At 45.9% G+C, this 17,542-nt stretch carries 16 protein-coding genes; 4 read left to right on the forward strand and 12 right to left on the reverse strand.

Annotated features, from left to right (window positions below; translation table 11 throughout):
• Positions 1 to 25: 25 nt before the first annotated feature.
• From AC4E8B_RS24805 to AC4E8B_RS24815, 3 genes are all read right to left on the reverse strand, one after another.
• The gene (locus tag AC4E8B_RS24805; protein WP_490216208.1) at positions 26 to 1,414 is read right to left on the reverse strand and encodes a hypothetical protein; all 1,389 of its coding nucleotides are present in this window, start codon (positions 1,412 to 1,414) and stop codon (positions 26 to 28) included.
• Between the two features lie 116 nt (positions 1,415 to 1,530).
• Positions 1,531 to 1,692, reverse strand: coding sequence for a hypothetical protein (locus tag AC4E8B_RS24810; RefSeq protein ID WP_490216209.1), 162 nt, complete (start codon positions 1,690 to 1,692; stop codon positions 1,531 to 1,533).
• Positions 1,693 to 1,769: 77 nt separating this feature from the next.
• Positions 1,770 to 3,161 carry a right-handed parallel beta-helix repeat-containing protein gene (locus AC4E8B_RS24815; protein WP_490216210.1) on the reverse strand — a complete coding sequence of 464 codons (1,392 nt, stop codon included), beginning with the start codon at positions 3,159 to 3,161 and terminating at the stop codon, positions 1,770 to 1,772.
• 473 nt (positions 3,162 to 3,634) lie between these two features.
• Here AC4E8B_RS24815 and AC4E8B_RS24820 point away from each other — a divergent pair, with 473 nt between their 5' ends.
• Genes AC4E8B_RS24820 through AC4E8B_RS24835 form a run of 4 tightly spaced genes read left to right on the forward strand, consistent with a single transcriptional unit; the run spans position 3,635 to position 7,581 of the window.
• A complete protein-coding gene (locus AC4E8B_RS24820) occupies positions 3,635 to 4,699 on the forward strand; it encodes an iron-siderophore ABC transporter substrate-binding protein (RefSeq protein ID WP_490216211.1) in 1,065 nt (354 codons plus the stop codon).
• 1 nt (position 4,700) lies between these two features.
• Positions 4,701 to 5,735: a FecCD family ABC transporter permease gene (locus tag AC4E8B_RS24825; protein WP_490216212.1), complete on the forward strand. Its 1,035-nt coding sequence runs from the start codon at positions 4,701 to 4,703 to the stop codon at positions 5,733 to 5,735.
• Positions 5,732 to 6,763, forward strand: a complete 1,032-nt coding sequence (locus tag AC4E8B_RS24830) for a FecCD family ABC transporter permease (RefSeq protein ID WP_490216213.1) — start codon at positions 5,732 to 5,734, stop codon at positions 6,761 to 6,763. Before AC4E8B_RS24825 ends, AC4E8B_RS24830 begins: the two co-directional genes overlap by 4 nt.
• The gene (locus tag AC4E8B_RS24835) at positions 6,763 to 7,581 is read left to right on the forward strand and encodes an ABC transporter ATP-binding protein (RefSeq protein ID WP_490216214.1); all 819 of its coding nucleotides are present in this window, start codon (positions 6,763 to 6,765) and stop codon (positions 7,579 to 7,581) included. The genes AC4E8B_RS24830 and AC4E8B_RS24835 overlap by 1 nt, the downstream gene beginning before the upstream one ends.
• Before the next feature lie 73 nt (positions 7,582 to 7,654).
• Here AC4E8B_RS24835 and AC4E8B_RS24840 read toward each other — a convergent pair whose 3' ends face one another.
• The 9 genes from AC4E8B_RS24840 to AC4E8B_RS24880 all read right to left on the reverse strand — a co-directional run bounded on the left by AC4E8B_RS24840 (position 7,655) and on the right by AC4E8B_RS24880 (position 17,458).
• Positions 7,655 to 9,322, reverse strand: a complete 1,668-nt coding sequence (locus AC4E8B_RS24840; protein WP_490219889.1) for a glycerol-3-phosphate dehydrogenase/oxidase — start codon at positions 9,320 to 9,322, stop codon at positions 7,655 to 7,657.
• A gap of 269 nt (positions 9,323 to 9,591) precedes the next feature.
• Positions 9,592 to 11,082: a glycerol kinase GlpK gene (glpK, locus tag AC4E8B_RS24845; RefSeq protein WP_490216215.1), complete on the reverse strand. Its 1,491-nt coding sequence runs from the start codon at positions 11,080 to 11,082 to the stop codon at positions 9,592 to 9,594.
• A gap of 79 nt (positions 11,083 to 11,161) precedes the next feature.
• Positions 11,162 to 13,180, reverse strand: a complete 2,019-nt coding sequence (locus tag AC4E8B_RS24850) for an alpha/beta fold hydrolase (protein WP_490216216.1) — start codon at positions 13,178 to 13,180, stop codon at positions 11,162 to 11,164.
• Between the two features lie 239 nt (positions 13,181 to 13,419).
• Positions 13,420 to 13,953, reverse strand: coding sequence for a glycerol-3-phosphate responsive antiterminator (locus AC4E8B_RS24855; RefSeq protein ID WP_490216217.1), 534 nt, complete (start codon positions 13,951 to 13,953; stop codon positions 13,420 to 13,422).
• Between the two features lie 75 nt (positions 13,954 to 14,028).
• Positions 14,029 to 14,736 (reverse strand): DNA alkylation repair protein, encoded by a 708-nt coding sequence (locus AC4E8B_RS24860; protein WP_490216218.1) that lies wholly within the window; start codon positions 14,734 to 14,736, stop codon positions 14,029 to 14,031.
• A gap of 148 nt (positions 14,737 to 14,884) precedes the next feature.
• Entirely contained in the window at positions 14,885 to 15,730 is an 846-nt protein-coding gene (locus AC4E8B_RS24865) for a hypothetical protein (protein ID WP_490216219.1), read from the reverse strand.
• A gap of 198 nt (positions 15,731 to 15,928) precedes the next feature.
• Positions 15,929 to 16,468: a DUF2812 domain-containing protein gene (locus AC4E8B_RS24870; RefSeq protein ID WP_490216220.1), complete on the reverse strand. Its 540-nt coding sequence runs from the start codon at positions 16,466 to 16,468 to the stop codon at positions 15,929 to 15,931.
• A gap of 2 nt (positions 16,469 to 16,470) precedes the next feature.
• Entirely contained in the window at positions 16,471 to 16,785 is a 315-nt protein-coding gene (locus tag AC4E8B_RS24875; RefSeq protein WP_490216221.1) for a PadR family transcriptional regulator, read from the reverse strand.
• 310 nt (positions 16,786 to 17,095) lie between these two features.
• The gene (locus tag AC4E8B_RS24880; protein ID WP_490216222.1) at positions 17,096 to 17,458 is read right to left on the reverse strand and encodes a Na-translocating system protein MpsC family protein; all 363 of its coding nucleotides are present in this window, start codon (positions 17,456 to 17,458) and stop codon (positions 17,096 to 17,098) included.
• Between the last annotated feature and the right edge of the window lie 84 nt (positions 17,459 to 17,542).

Consider the following 17,542-nt stretch of genomic DNA (forward strand, 5'->3'; position numbering starts at 1 on the left):
ATCACTGGGCAGGGCAACAGCTGGCTCAAGCCCTCTTCTGAAGCTGGATACACAGCTGCCGATAAGCGTCTGATTCGCTGTCCATCCCTTTTTCATGGTAGGTTTTCGCCAGCCATTGCAGAGGTTTGGGGTCAGCGGGCTTCAGCTCCATTTCCCAGCTGAAGCATTCGACGGCTTTATCCAGCTGGCTCAGTTCAAAATACAGCTCCCCAAGCTGCTGCATATCGTTAGGTTCTTCAAAAAGCTTTTTCATCACATCAATTTTCCCGACTATCGCAAGGCTCTTATGCTTGTCTTTTAATGGCTTCAGCCAGTTTTGGATATATGACAGCTCGTGGGTATTCAGCAGCGAGATGACAAACTTCTTAAGAAGTATTTCAGCTTTTTCAGGGAACCGATTTATATACTGCATGATAAGGGGATATAGGATTTCAGGCTGCAGGGGCCGGTCCGGATCCCACTCCTCCAGCATTTCTCCAATGGCATATGTCTGTGAATCATCCGGCAGGAAACCTTGGCTTTCCATCAGACTGAGAACTCTGTCAACAGAATGGTTTTGTATATACTTATCAAATAAATCCTTATGTAATGGAAGGAAGGCGGGCAATTGGCAAGATAATGCTTCTTGAAATTGGAGGGAATCTTCTTCTGCATGCTGAGCAAGCAATTTTAAAAAATGGGCATAATTTTCAGGTGAAGGGGCAGCTATGAGTCTGTGTATAGACAAGGCGATAAGTTCCATCCAGCGGGACTCTTTTTCCAGCCGGTCTGCAAGCTGCCGGAAGCTTTCTTCGTCATCCCTCTGGGAATAAAGTGTTCTTTCTGCAAAGATCGGGTCTTTGGCATACATCTGCTCAGGCTTTTCGCTGTACTGCCAGGCATATTTACTGAAAATCATATCATTGCTGTGTGAAACAGCCAGACTCGTCTTTGGAGCAAAATCCATTACCAGGCGGATTATCTGATAGCCTGAAAAATAGTCTCCGTTGCGGCGGTACTCATAATAGACGGATTTAATTTCATTGAACAGGTCTCTTTTGGGTATCAGTGATTCGAAGAAGGTAAGTATAAATGATTTTTCGTGCGGGGTATATTGCCTTTCCAGCTTTTTCAGGAGCTGATTATAGCTGATGCATCTGCAAGGATGATTAGAAGAAAGCAGTATGTTGATAAACGGGTGGGGGCTTTCGAAGACCATGCCTTTCTTAAAGGCGTGCTCGATGTAAGATTGGCGGCGGAGTCTGGTGGTTTTCACGGCTGTCAGGAAATGATATTTATAAAAGATAAGATAATAAGCTTCATTTTTTTCACTGAACGCTTCGATTACCTGTCCTTGCAGATAGAATGAAACCCGCTCTGCCTTTAAACTGATCTGTTGTTTATGATCATAAAGCAAGAATTGATCCTGGCTCATTTCAAATTCCCCCTATTTCTGCTATTAGCAATCCTTGAACTGTTTCATGTATGAAAATAACCTTATATCAGCATTTTAGCATATATACGCGCCACACCCTAACCACGGGTCCTGGCTTACAGGATCCTTCTTCTCCATCTTGCTTGTCCTTCTTCCCTGGCTTCCTTCCTTGCCCGTTCTTGCGCCATGATTTCATGGACCTTTGCTGCTGTTTCCTTCGTCCAGGATGCTGGGGAACATAACGCCAGGGTGTCCGCAGCCATTCTTGCCGGGTGCACAGATGATTGGTGATTGCATAGGTGCTGCGCATCTCTGCTTTAGAAGCATAATAAAAAACCTGCAGTGCTGCAGGTTCCTATTTTGCCAGTCGGAAGTCCTTCTTTCCTTCATTTATAAATTCCGGTTTCTGAAACACGCTTTTTCTGTCTTGCCGGCTTTTCTTTCGATAATCACTGAATCCTGTGATTTCTGCTTCCTCCCAGATCCACCGTGTTTTCTTCTTCCCATCGGTTAAATAATACATATTATTGTTTATGCTATTGCTTTCATTTTTCCTGAAAGGGCTGCTGATCAAGAGTCTTGATTCGCCCGCGACCATTATATTATTTTGGATTGTATTGTTTTTTGCATTGTATTGGATGAGCAATTGCCCGCCATCTTGAATTTTTGTGTCATTCTTATATAGCACATTATCGGTAATGATGGATTTAACCGTACTGCCTCTTTCCTGGTCATAACCGCCTATGGCAATACCGGCACTTCTATTTTCATATATTGTATTTTTTCTGATCGTTATGCCGCTTGTCGACTTCCCTTTATGTTCACTGGCTGCTTCGATGCCGATGTCATTGTGGTAGACTCGGTTTTGCTCAATTGTAATATCTTTACCTCCATCTACATAAATGCCGCCAGCTGTATAATGTTTCCCGTATGCAGGGTTTCCATAGCTTGATATTTGATAGACAGTGTTATCGCTGATCGTTCCATTCCTTGCCTGGTCATAAGATTGCTGGGGAGATGTCCCTTCAAATCCAATTATATCAATTCCTATGTTATCGCTCTGTCTGACAATATTTCGGGTCACTTTAAAATGGCTCACATTCCCGTTTAATACAACCGCTTCACTCCAGCCAAGCTTTAAATCTTCTACCAGGTTCTCAGAAATCTCTATATCTTCAATTGCTTGCGGCGTCTTTGTTCCGTATACAGCAATCCCATGGGCATTCCCGTTCTCATGTGCCGTTTCTATGTGGTGGACATGATTCCGCAGGATGCGGATTCCTTTTCCGCTGCCGCTCACAGAGATGCCAATCGGCACGGGATCTTCTTCCGTTGTCTTGTAATTCCTGACTTCAAATCCGTCAATTGTAATGTAGCTTTTATTATGAATGGATATAAGCCCCTGATGGTCCCAATTGGCCTTAAGGCTTGTTCCGTCCAATACTGCCTTCTCTTTATTATATGACTTAAAAATAATTGGAGCGTTTTTCGTTCCGGATTCCTTGATAACAACCTGTTCCTTATAGATACCTTTTCTTACATAGACGACAGTTCCCGGCCTTGCTGATTCTGCTGCCTTTTGTATGGTTTTAAAAGGCTTATGTTTGCTTCCTGCATTTTTGTCGCTGCCACTCGGCGAAACATAGAGTGCTTTATTCAAGGAAGTTACTGTCCCCGCTTCATGGATGAACATTCCGATAGCCAAAAAAACCAGGAATAGCATCATCACTGCAATCCACTTTTTCATAACAATTTACCCTCTTCTGTCAGCTTCAAGTAGAAGGCACTCTTCCTTTAATAAGCTTGCCTGCCACCCTTTCCAATTTCTCTATAAAAAAATGATCATCAAAAAAATGATCATCAAAAAAATGAAAATCTGCTGATTTCTAATATTTTGTCCTCTCTCATACTATCGGCAAAAACTTCATCCATTTCATTAGAAGATATAAGTCCGGCACCAACCGCCGATTTTGCTTCCTGCATTTCCTGCATAATAACACGAAGCTAGACTGTGCATAATATGGGTGCATGATTCTCTTGGAAGAATGGCTTAAAGTGACCGCAGGAACATAGGATTCAGAATGAACTGTTCCCTGGTATACATTTTTCTCCCAGTTTTCTGAATTCTAAATATTCTATTGACATCGACTTCCTTACCATATACATTAATGATAGTGATAATTATTATCAATTACGTTCAGAGAAGGAAGGATAAACAAGATGAATGCCAAACGAAGATTTTCTATTTTTACAACATTCCTGATCGCTTTGCTTACTTTTGCATTGGCTGGCTGTTCAGGTGAATCAAATGAAGGATCTGAACCCGCGAAAGAGTCCGTTACGGACGATGCAGGGGCTGATGAAGCTTCTGCTGAATATCCGATCGTGATCAAACATGCCTTTGGCGAAACTACTATAGAAGAAAAACCTGAACGCGTTGCTACGATTGCATGGTCGAACCATGACGTCGCCCTTGCTCTTGGCGTTGTGCCTGTGGGCTTTTCTGCCGCAAACTATGGTGTTCAGGATGACAGCGGGATGCTGCCCTGGACTGCAGATGCACTGAAAGAACTGGATGCAGAAACCCCGGTTATTTTCCAGGATACTGACGGGCTCGATTTCGAAGCCATTGCTGATGTCAGCCCTGATGTGATTCTTGCAGCATACTCAGGCATCACTCAGGAAGAATATGATACACTAAGCGAAATCGCTCCAGTTGTTGCTTATCAGACCAGCCCTTGGGTGGCTTCATGGCGCGAGCAGGTAACCTACAATTCAATGGGCATCGGCATGGAAGAAGAAGGCAAGAAGCTTATTGCCGATACAGAGAAACTGATTGCAGATAAAGTCAGTGAACATCCGGAAATCAAAGGGAAGACGGCTGCGTTCGTAAGCCTGGACGCTTCCGATTTGTCCAAGTTCTATATCTACTCTCCAGCAGATCCGCGCGGTGCATTCCTTTCTGAGCTGGAGATGGAATATCCTGAAAGCCTCACAAGCCAAATGACTGATCCAAACAGCTTCTATATAGAAGTAAGTGCTGAAAATGCAGATATGCTGAACGATGCTGAAATTATCGTTTCATATGGAAATGATGAAACACTTGCAGCCCTGCAGGCGGATCCTATCCTTGGAAAAATTCCTGCAGTAGAAAGAGGCTCTGTCGTCATTATCGGAGATAACACTCCGCTTGCAGCAGCAGGAACGCCGAGCCCTCTCTCAATTGAATATTCCATTGACGAGTACCTGACATTACTCTCAGAAGCTGCAGGCAAAGTCCAGTAACATGAATCATACTTCCGTTTCAGAAAATAAGCAGCTGCATCTGCCGAGACATTTCATTAAGGTGCTTATCCTTACAATTGTTCTGCTCGGCTTATGCATATTGGCTTCACTTGCTTTCGGTTCCCGCATCGTTGGATGGAATGACCTGATGGATGGGCTGTTCCATCCGGAAGCAGAGAGCCATGGGGCGAATGTGGTGCGCCAAAGGATTGCCAGGACTGTATTCAGCTTTATGTGCGGAGCCGCTTTAGGCGTTTCCGGAGCCCTCATGCAGTCGGTCACCCGCAATCCTATTGCAGATCCGAGCATATTGGGAGTCAACACAGGGGCAGCATTATTCGTCGTCTGCGGGATTTCCTTTTTGGATATAGGCAGTGCAAGCCAGTATATCTGGCTTGCATTGGCGGGGGCATTCATAACTGCCATTTTTGTATTCGGAATTGGTTCAATGGGGAGTGGCGGTGCCACGCCCCTTAAACTCGTTTTAGCGGGTGCTGCCACAAGTGCTGCATTATCATCTCTTGTAATGGCGGTTATGATCCCCCGCACAAACGTGATGGATCAATTCAGATTCTGGCAGGTGGGCAGTGTCGGGGCAGGCAATTGGAACTCTGTCTCCATTTTCATCCCCTTTCTTATAATCGGGCTGCTGATCGCCGTCTTTACAGCTCCGGCATTGAATGCACTGGCATTAGGCGATGAAGCAGCCAAGGGACTGGGAGTGCGGACAGGGACCCTGAGGCTTTCCGCTGCCTTTGGCGGTGTCCTGCTATGCGGTGCGGCGACGGCACTGGCAGGCCCCATCGGCTTTATCGGCCTATTGTCCACACATCTCGTCCGGCTCGTCATCGGCCCGGATCTGCGTTTTGTCATCCCGATGTCTGCTCTCTCAGGCGCCGCCATCTTAACCTTATCGGATGTGTGCGGCCGGGTGCTGGGAAGTCCCGGAGAGCTTGAAGTCGGTGTTGTTACAGCATTTATCGGGGCTCCAATATTGATTTTAATAACTATGAAAGCGAAAATGCGTGCTTTATGATGAATGAATCCATGAATCTTATTATGCAGGGCAGACTAAAGAGACGACGCCGGTTTATCATTGTCACTTCGCTTCTTGCCATGATCACTTTCGCTCTGTGCGGAACCATGCTTATGCTCGGAAACACCATTTATCCTGTTTCTGATGTCATAAGCGTCCTGATGGGCGAGAAAGTAAAAGGCGCATCATTTGCAGTGGGCACCATACGATTCCCGAGAATGCTTGCAGGTGTTTTTGCCGGGTTTGCTTTTGGCGCTGCCGGGCATGTGTTTCAGACGATGCTCCGCAATCCCCTGGCAAATCCGAATGTGATTGGCATAACAGCCGGTTCAAGCGCCGCTGCTGTTTTCTGCATCACCGTCCTTCATGCGAGCGATACCTTTGTTTCCATCGCATCCATTATCGGCGGGCTTTCTGCAGTGGCTGTTATTTTTCTATTATCAAAAAGTTCTTCTTTCTCAACCGGCAGATTAATACTGATCGGAATCGGCATCCAGGCCATGCTTGATGCTGCTGTGTCCTACTTACTGCTTATCGGCCAGCAGAATGACCTCCCTGCTGCCATGAGATGGCTGACCGGCAGCCTGAACGGTGCGAAAATAGAGGAGCTTAATCCTCTCATGATTGCGGTCCTGATCTTTGCTCCCATCATCATTGTGCTCGGTAAACGGCTGGATATGCTGGAGCTTGGGGAACAGGCAGCCACCTCACTTGGGGTGGATACCAATAGAACTCGGTTGATGCTCATCATCAGTTCAGTGCTTATCATTGCATTAGCCACCGCGGCCACAGGACCGATCGCATTCATCGCGTTCCTTTCAGGTCCCATCGCCAAGAGGCTGGTTGGGGTTGGATTCTCAAGCATCGTCCCTGCAGGCCTTGTCGGCATCATTTTAGTACTGGCAGGAGATCTTATCGGACAGTTCGCTTTCGCTGCCAGATATCCTGTAGGTGTGATCACAGGCATCATCGGCGCTCCATACCTGATCTACTTGTTGATCCGAATGAATCGAAAGGGTGATTTATAATGAAACCGACACATGATTTTCGGGCTGAAGGAGTCACTGCCGGATATGATCAGAAAGCCATCCTTCATGATATTAGCATCAGCATTCCGAGCAGCAAAATAAGCATCATCATCGGTGCCAACGGCTGCGGCAAATCCACCCTGCTCAAAACAATGGCAAGGCTGATCAAACCTGATTCCGGACAGGTCACCCTCGGGGGGAAGCCTATTCATAAAATTCCGCCAAAACAGCTGGCCCGCGTCCTCGGGCTTCTTCCTCAAACTCCAATCGTACCTGAAGGGATAACAGTTGCAGACCTGGTTGGACGGGGAAGATTTCCGCACCAGTCTTTTCTGAAAGGCTGGACGAAAAAAGACTATGAAGCGGTAGCTGAAGCAATGGAACTGATGAAAATCACTGAGTTTGCCGACCGGCATATCGATGAACTTTCAGGCGGCCAAAGACAGCGGGTGTGGATTGCCATGGCGCTGGCACAGCAGACTGACATACTGTTCCTTGATGAGCCGACAACCTATTTGGATATCACCTACCAGGTCGAAATCCTCGACCTGCTGACAGACCTTAACCGCAAGCACGGAACGACGATTGTCATGGTCCTTCATGATATCAATCTGTCTGCCCGCTATGCAGATCATATTTTTGCTCTTGATAAAGGGAAGCTTGTGGCAGAGGGAACACCGTCAGAAGTGATTACAAGCAGATTGATTGAGGATATTTTCGGTCTTCACTGTACGGTTGTAGAAGACCCTGTTGCAGGATGCCCCTCTGTAGTGCCTATAGGGCGCCATCATGTAAAAAGGGAATTTGCCTATAACTGATTTTGCGGATAAAACATAAGGGTCTGGCCCCAGCTTTAGATCAAGCGGGACCAGACCCTTTTTGGATATCTATTTAAAAATCTTCCTTTTCAATCGGATGTGAAGCTTCATAAATCAGCACATCCAGCTCTTCTGTGTATGCTTCTGCCTGCTCCTCTGACCAGCTGAATTCTTTTTTCATGAACATGATGACAGCGTCCTTATGTTCCCGGACCCACCCGATATCAAAGAAAAGGGCTCCTGTCCTTCTGATGAAGAAGTCGACTGGCTTGTAGGCCATTTCATAGTCAATGCTGTATCTTAAGCCCGCGTAAACAACCGGATCAAGATTTTCTGCCAAAGCCTTTTCTTTGCCGTTTTTATAGATATCAAATACGATGTCCACGTTAGAGCCATAGCGCTGGACAAGCTTCTTCGCTGCTTCTTCGGTCAAGCCCAGCTCTTTTCCTTCTTCCGTTTTGTTTTTCATGAATGTTTTAAAGCCTTCAGAACCGCCCACATCTCCGCCGGATATAGGCAGGTGCATGGTTGCAGTTTTAGGATAATCTGTTCCTTCTTCATCGCCCAGCTGCTTTGACACCAAGTCAACGATGCTTTCCGCCATTTTCCGGTAGCCTGTCAGTTTGCCGCCGGCGATGGAAATGAATCCGGAATGCGACACAAAGATTTCGTCCTTGCGGGAGATTTCGGAAGGCGATTTTCCGTCTTCATGAATCAGCGGCCTTAATCCGGACCAGCTGGATTCCACATCTTCAGCCGTAATCTTCACATCAGGGAACATAAAGTCGATCGCACCCAATACATAATCCCTGTCTGCCACCGTCATTCTTGGGTGGGCGATATTCCCTTTGTAGACCGTATCGGTCGTGCCGACATAAGTCTTGCCTTCACGCGGGATGGCAAAGACCATGCGTCCGTCAGGTGTATCAAAATAAACAGCCTGCTTCAGCGGGAATCTTTTGCCGTCGAACACAAGGTGGATCCCCTTTGTCAGCTGCAGCGATTTGCCTTTTTTGCTGTGGTCGATTTCCCGCAGTGTGTCGACCCAGGGGCCTGCCGCATTGACGATTTTCTTCGCCCGTATTTCCTGCACCGTTCCATCGGTCAGGTCTTCCGCTTTCACACCTGCAATCATGCTGTTTTCATAGACAAGATCAGTGACTTTTATATAATTGAGTGCAAGCGCCCCTTTTTCAACAGCCTTTTTCATCACTTCAAGGGTCAGGCGGGCATCATCGGTTTTGTATTCAACATAATAGCCGGCGCCGTTCATCCCCTCGCGCTTTAACAAAGGCTCCCGCTTCAGGGCTTCTTCCGGCTTCATCATTTTTCTTCTTTCGTCCTTTTTGACACCGGCCAGGAAGTCATAAACCCTCAGGCCGATATTCGTCGTGAAGGGGCCGAATGTGCCTCCTTTGTAGAACGGAAGCAGCATCCATTCCGGCGTAGTGACATGCGGCCCGTTTTCATAAACGATGGCCCGCTCTTTGCCGACTTCCGCGACGACTCCGACTTCAAATTGCTTCAGGTAGCGCAGTCCGCCGTGGACAAGCTTTGTGCTTCTGCTGGATGTACCGGCAGCAAAGTCCTGCATCTCAACAACAGCCACCTTCATCCCTCTCAGGGCAGCGTCCAGCGCGATTCCGGCGCCTGTAATCCCGCCGCCGATGACAAGAAGGTCCAATGGCCCCTTCTGGATTTTTCCTTTTATATCATGTCTTAATGTGTTGGTGAATTTCATAAGATCAGTCCCTTCGCGATCATCATATTCATGTATCATCCCGGCTCCAGCTATGAGGAGCTGCCTTGTTTTTCTTGCATCCTATATGTCCATACCCGAAAAACAAAAAAAGAGACCACAAATCAGCCCTGCTTTTCGTTGCCGAAAAATAGAGCGATGCGGTCTCTCGAGTTCTCCATCCAAATATATTAACTTGTAATTAGTATATCATGATACCGTTGGCATTGAAAGATTTTTACCCGGTCTATTCCACTTTATGGAATTCATCCTCATTTGTATTCACGTGTTGCATTCACAGCTTTTTTCCAGCCTTTATAAAGCTCTTCCCGCTTCTCTTCTGCCATATCAGCCGTAAATGTGAGATCTTTTTTCCATTGCTGTGTGATTTCCTCTTTTTTTGACCAGTAGCCGACAGCCAGGCCGGCGAGGAAAGCGGCGCCCAGTGCAGTCGTTTCATTGACAACCGGACGGTCAACTGGGACACCGAGAATATCGCTCTGGAATTGCATCAGGAAGTTGTTTTTGACCACGCCGCCGTCTACGCGCAGAGATTTCACCTCTATACCGGAATCTGCCGCCATGCTGTCCAGCACATCTCTTGTCTGGTAAGCAAGCGATTCAAGGGTCGCCCGGATAAAATGCTCTTTTGTTGTCCCCCGGGTAAGGCCGAAAACCGCTCCGCGGGCATCGCTGTCCCAATACGGCGTACCCAGCCCGACAAAGGCAGGGACCACATAGACGCCATCTGTAGAATCAACTCTCAGTGCATACTGCTCACTTGCTGAAGCATTGTCGATCATCCTCATGCCATCGCGCAGCCATTGAATGGCCGAACCTGCTACAAAGATGCTGCCTTCAAGTGCATATTCAACCTTCCCGTCCACACCCCAGGCAAGCGTCGTAAGCAGCCCATGGCTCGATTTGACAGGTTCTTCACCGGTATTCATCAGCATAAAGCAGCCGGTTCCGTAAGTGTTCTTCGCCATCCCTTCTTCAAAGCATGCCTGGCCGAAAAGAGCTGCCTGCTGGTCGCCGGCAATGCCCGCAATCGGGACATTATGGCCGAAGAAGTGATAATCCACCGTATGGGCGTAGACTTCAGAAGATGGACGGACTTCAGGAAGCATGCTTTTTGGCACTGTTAGAAGTTCAAGAAGCTCATCATCCCACTTCAAATCATATATATTGTACATCAAGGTCCGGGAGGCATTGGAGTAATCGGTCACATGGACCTTCCCGCCGGAAAGCTTATACACCAGCCAGGTATCAATGGTGCCAAACAGCAGATCGCCGTTTTCTGCCTTCTCTCTTGCACCTTCCACATTATCAAGGATCCATTTCACCTTCGTGCCTGAAAAATAAGGATCCAGCAGAAGGCCGGTTTTGCTGTTGAACAGGTCATTATATCCTTTTTCCCGCAAATCGCGGCAAATAGCTTCGGTTTGGCGTGACTGCCAGACGATGGCATGGTAAACGGGCTTGCCGGTGTTTTTATCCCACACAACCGCGGTTTCACGCTGATTCGTGATGCCTATGCCTGCTATTTCTTCCGGTTCCACATCAGCCTTCCGCAGAACAGATGCCATACAGGCAAGAATCGAAGTCCAGATTTCACTGGCATCATGCTCAACCCAGCCCGGCTTCGGAAAAAACTGCTCAAATTCCTGCTGGGCGGTTTCTACGATTTCCCCGCTTTTATTGAACAGGATAGCACGGGAGCTGGTTGTGCCCTGATCAAGTGCCAAGATATATTTTCCCATAAATCTTCCTCCCCTCACTAGATAAAAAAGAGCTGGAGGCCGAACTGGCCCCCTTGCTCTCTATGCGTTTTGCAGACTATTAAAAGATCGTGTAAAGCGCTGTGTTTGCCAGTGTGATCAGTGTCATCAGCAAAGTATTGATGAATGCACCCACATAGACGTTTCCTGTTTTTCTATAGAAGTAGCGGTTAAACAGCGCCGCTACGAGAAGTGATGGCACAAGGCCGATCACGATGATGGAAGAAAGCGATTCTCCAGGATAGCCGGCAGTTCCAGTCGTAAACAATAGGCCATAATGATAGCCAAGGTAAAGCACAAGGCCTCCTACGAAGTGGAAGACAGAAATCAGATAGCCCTTGAATCCATCATACTTCACAGTCGCTGTATTCATATTGACAGACAGTCCGACAATAAAGTAATAGATCAGGAATAATGGTGCATATTTCAGCAATGCCACAAGATGCTGGCCTTCAAATGTTTTCACAGCGACCGTCCAGATGCGGAAGTCGACCTGGAACAGAGCATCCATCAGATAAAGGACTCCATAGCCGATCGCAACGGCTGCAACAGCAGTTACAAGTGATGCAATGACCGACTTAACGCTTGCTTTCACGCCATAGTTCTTAATCGTAGCACCTTCAGGCTTTTTCGCAACATAATGGTAACCGACCATCATCATTAGTGTGATGATTGCCACATTGATCGCCCAATAAAGAACTGGATTCACAGTCGGGGCGCCAAAAAGCTCTGTTGTGGCAAGCATTTTATCCTGCACCCTCAGATAGATATATTGAATCACACTTAAAACGAGCATGATAGACGAAACAGTTTTGATGCTGCGTTCTGACTTTTTCACAAAAGAAGAAATCAGGACAATGGCAGACAGGGCAATGAAGATCATGCTGATCTGCCTCAGTAATCTCATTCCGTAGACATCTCCTCCATATAGTGCGGAGAAGAACAAGGCAGGGAAGAGCCCGCCAACAACAATCAAGATCAAGCCTGCCAGCTTCGCGCCGTTTGTCTTTGGAGCAGGAAGCGGCTCAGGCCTTCCTGTGTAAATGCTGTTAAGGAAAGGCAGCCTCGATAATAATGACACAACTGGTACAAACAGCAGGAAGAAACCGATCAGGGCAACAAAAGAGAACCACTCTTTAAACATCCATGTCTGCCCATCACTATCCACTGTTAATGAACCATTATAGTCTGCAAATGCCATATCGTAAAAATCGATGGCATCTCCTGTAGACGTTTTGGAGAAATGATTCCAAGGGTGTGTCTCATTTGGCTGATAAATGATTCTTTCTCCGCCATTCACTTCATACACCTTGCCGGCTTCAGCTTTCTCCGGATTGCCCAGGAAGCTTTGGCCTTCTTCGGTGCCAGCATAGTTTTTCTTCACAACAGGTGTTCCCGCAGCAGATGCTTCTGCATCAAAGAAGAATTCATCATATTGTCCGGCGATTTTTCCGGAAGGCCTTGGCCCGTATGAGTTGTTGATATCTTCAATACTATAGCCGAGAGACTTCAGCCATTGATAGTCAGATCCCATTGTCAGGGAGCTGTAGATCTTCCTGACGCCGCTTTCCTGGAAATCTGCTTCATCGAGCATAACAGCATGGGTAGAAGAGAAACCGCCCATACTATGGCCGGAAACCGCAATGATCCCATTGCCGTTTTCATCTTTCAGAACATAATCCTGGTCATACATATACTGGACAGCATCATAAATCGCATGCGGCCAGAAGGAGAAGAACGGAACAGGCTTTTCCATCGTTCCTGTTGAGTGGCCATGGTCATACTGGTCCAAGGCGAGCACAACATATCCTCTCTTTGACATTTCGATGGCCTGGGCATCCTGCATTTCTGCAGAGTTCAGGTAGCCGTGTGTGGCCACGATCGTTGGTCTTGCTTCCTGGTCAGCGCCATCCGGCTTATACAAGAGGCCTGAAAGCTCCCCTCTTGGTGTATCAAAATAAATGCGTGAGACATCCACATCCCCGCTCGAACTATTAAACCGGGAAGCCCCAAAGCTTCCAGCTAGAATTAACAGCAAAGAAATTACTAACAAGACGACCGGCTTCTTTACTCTATTCATCTCATATCCCCCTTTTAACCTATTGTTATTCAAGATATATTGCCTAAATAACCAGATCAGAAGACAAAAAAGACACATTAAATACCCCTGAAATCCTGAATTCAAGGCATTTAATGTGTCTCCTCATCTCGTCACGGGCTATTAACTTATCCATAGTGTAAATTCAAATGAAAACGTTGTCAACATAAATCGACAATTTTCTGAAGAGTGTTCTATTTTAAAATATGGAACAGGCCCTGTCACCATAAATCCCGATTCGAGGTCGTGACAGCAGAAGCGCCATTATTCAATGCGCTTTGAATATCCTCTTCAGTACGGATGAGTCCCCCTGCAATCAGCGGAATATCTGTTTTCTCGTGGATTTCTTCCATGATGCCCGGGATGATGCCCGGCAGAACCTCAATATAATCCGGTTTGACCTTCCGGCTGATCCTGACATTATGCTCCAGCACATGGCTGTCCAGGGCAAACAGCCTTTGAATCGCAATCACATGATGCTTTTTCGCCAAGGAAATCACATTGACTCTTGTAGATACAATGCCATCCACCTTCACATTATTGATCAGATATTCAATCCCATACTCGTCCACCTTCAGCCCTTGAACGAGATCGGCATGCACAAACACCTTTTTCCCGCTCTGCTTCGCATACCTGACCACACTTTCAATCTGCGACAGGCGCGTCTCCAGAAGAATGATATGCTCATGATCCCTCTTCAATACATGCTCAAAATCCTTCATATTCCGAATAGCCGGGATTATGCCAGTTAACAATCGATCACATCCAGTTTGTGTTAGTAGAAGTCTGTTAGGTACATTCTGCGGGTTTGGGCAGGATTTAGCAATAGCCTAACACCTGACATATCTCCTCTTAAAACCAAGCCGGCCTCTATCTACTTCTTTCTGCAGATTTTCGTATGGATTCAGCAGACTGTTCTTTTTATTTTCCCGCTTCATCTCTACCACACCAACTTCCTGTGCGGTCCCGAGCGCCTTTTCATGCTTCGGCAAATAGGAAAGCCCGACAGTGTATATGAAGTTGCTCATAGAAGATTTCGTTCTTTCCGGCGCGTTATGGATAGACTTTTTCGCAAGATCAAGCATACCGGAGATCTTCTCTTCCTCAAATTCATGGTCCTTCCGGTTCCCGAGCAGCCAGCAGTAGCAGCTCCAGCCTGCCGACATCTTCAGCTCGTCACCGCTGGCAATCCATTTGTCTGCAACCTCCTGAGCGATATCTGACTCTGACAAAGTGACTGCCACTACATAGTCTGAGATCATATAAAAGTACGCAGATTCGATCCAGCGGTCATAATCAGCCTCCGACATACCATTCGGATCTGCAATGATGCCGGCAAAATACATGGCATCATAATTGCCTGTCGCATAGAGCTGCTCAGCTAAAACTTGATCGATCTTTATTTTCTTCGCCATCGGCTTCATGGCACCAGTTGCGACGCCAAAAAGAGGCTCATGGGCGCCATTGGATAGGTATATTTTCTTTGTCCGTTCCTTGCCAAGGGCTTCAAGCTCCTGCATGACTGTTTCGAAATCCATCTTTCGCACTTCCTTCCCAGATATGATTCTGCATAGCTCCATTTTACCATCCACCCCCATTATCAGGCCGAATTCTGCACAATTATTCTTTAAAATAAAACAAAAACAGGCGAGTGATAGGATGATCCCCGCCTGCAGCTATTCCTGCTTAATTTATCATAATCGTTTGATCATTGATGAGGATGCTTGTAATTGAAGACTTATCTAAAAATACCCGGTTTCCTTCTGAATCCAGGCTATATTGCCATTTGAATCCCATGCTGGTTGTACTTGTTGAGCCTGCATTTAATTCAATGGTTTTACCGTCATTTGTCATTACCTTAACGTTAGGGCTGATTGCTGGTAAGTATTCTGACTGGCCATCTATCCTGCTGCCTTCAATCCCCAGTCCAATAGCCGAAACGTACAGTGTTTTCAGCTCAACTTCTTCGTTTTGCTGCTTGAGGGTTAAATCAACATCAATTTTATCCGAGCGGTCATGTGCTGTAAACTTAGTTTTAAAAGGGCCCTCAGCGAGGATCTTTCCTGTATCGCCACTCACAATATCATCAGCTTTAATCCGTACGATTTTGCCTTCCAGGCTGCTTGATGTATCTACATCAAACATGGCAATCATCTTCTTGCGGTCTTCTGTCAATTTCTGTTCAACCATAAAGCTTGCTCCATGGCGTACATCCAGCTCCAGATTTGAAATGGCAGCTCCCTCAGGGAATCCGGTTCCATCTTCTTTTTCAAAAGATACAATGATGAGCGAACTTTTTCCGCCGCTCATACTTTCTTCTACTCTCATTTTTACCCCGGATTTCACAACCGCCTGGTTATCTGCATCTGCTCCAAAGCTATTTGCTGCATATCCAAAAAAATCGCTGAAATAACCTTTTTCCTGAGACGCAGCCACAGTCGTTGAAGTACCGATCACTAAAATGACGGCACCAGCCATAATCCTTTTTCCCATGCCCCTGAAAACCTTCGTGCCTGCTTTGTTTCTGCCCATTTTCAACATCCTCTCCGCTCCTATCGTTTTTCGCAAGCAAACTTTTGCTTACGGGTCGATTGTATCCGGGAGAATTAAAGATTTTTTTAAGAAAGAGATAAGAATATCCTAAATTACAGCTCTATCATAAAATTTCAAAAAAAGAGGCATTCCCTCTGGCCCTTAACCGGCTTTTGGATGTCCTCTCATGGTGCTGCTTTATTCAAAAAACTGCTGTTTCCCCTTTTTATCCCTTATCTGCCTGATGATTTTTATAATCGGGACAGCTATAAGCAAAGCAGCTGCTATATTCAAAATGCCAGCAGCTGAAGTTATGATTTCTGTCATTGCTTTGTCGCCAAAAACGCTGACATTCATAATCCCCATCCATGCATTGATAAAGAAGAGCAAAAGAAACATATTCAGCATGCGTTTGTAATAGTCGATCTTCGATGATGTATCTGTATAGATTTCAAATGGCCCTTCAGCTGCTGCCTTTTGCATATATACCCAGCCGCCAAATTCATGAACAATTGTGACACCGCTGTCCTTAAGGATTTCAAAGTACTCTTCCTTTTCATCCCCGGATAATCCTGTGATAAATTCATTGCGGTAGATAAATGCACCCGGCTCTCCCTTTGTAAAGGTGAACCAGCCCAGCGTGAAGCTCTTAAGGTTCCAGCCACCTTGAGCCATCTCATTGATCCACTTTTCTTCTTTTTCAGCATCCAAATAAAAGCGGTATCTTGCTTTCTTCACAGTCAGTTCTCTCCCTTCACAATGAGTAACCCATTTTGATGCAGTTCATTAAGCCGGTTCATTTCAGATTCAACCATCTTTTTCCCGGCATCTGTAATCACATATTCCTTTTTCCGTCCATCTTCCTCTACAGAAACGATCCACTTGCGCTTCACCAATGTTTTAATCGCGCCATAAATCGTTCCCGGCCCGAGTTCCACACGGCCATTGCTAAGATCTGAAACAAATTGCATTATTCCATATCCATGTCTTGGCTCATACAGGGATAGAAGAATATAATAAACACCTTCTGTCAAAGGAGATTGATCGTCCATCATGACACCACCTATCGGCAAACGTTATATCAGCTGTTGATATAAATATATCAGCTGTCGATATAATAATCAATCACATTTTCAAAAAATAATGCAGCCAAGACCCCGATATAACCCAAAACAGCATAATAAAAAGAGGCTTCCCCAATGTCTGCTCAACAATAGGAAAGCCTCTAAGCTTTGCATCTTCTTTTTATTTTCATCCAAAAACCTCTGTATAAACTTAATTTTAATACCTTGTATCCAGTGAATCCCCAGAGAAGCGGCTTCCTGTTTATCATCTATCCGAAGGCGGCATGACCTGATTTTTCTCTTACAGCTGTTTCCCCTCAATCGGCCGGTCAAATACAAATACAGTCATCGCAATGTCTTCTTTAATATTGATATCGGAAAACAGCCTGATCACTCTGGCATCCATCAGGTTTTCGAATTTCAAAAGCACTTCCGGCTTTTTATAGATTTCCTTTACAAATCTTGTCCTTGTTTCATGGACCATATCTTCCCCTTGTGCCGAAGTGATCATGAATTTCTCGACATTGGTCAAATTTCCTCTCATTTCACTGACAGCCCAGGAACCAATGAACTTGGTACTGATTTCTTTGGGTCCATTCCCAACGTATTCTTTTCGGATTTCACGGACAAGCATACTGAATTGATGTTCCAGATTCTTTGCCATGATCTGCCCCTCCTATTGATGCACATTAGTTTGTTTTAAAAAAGGAAACCCATTCATTTTTTATAATGAATGGGCCAGGATCCA

The organism is Bacillus sp. SRL543, from assembly GCF_984799205.1.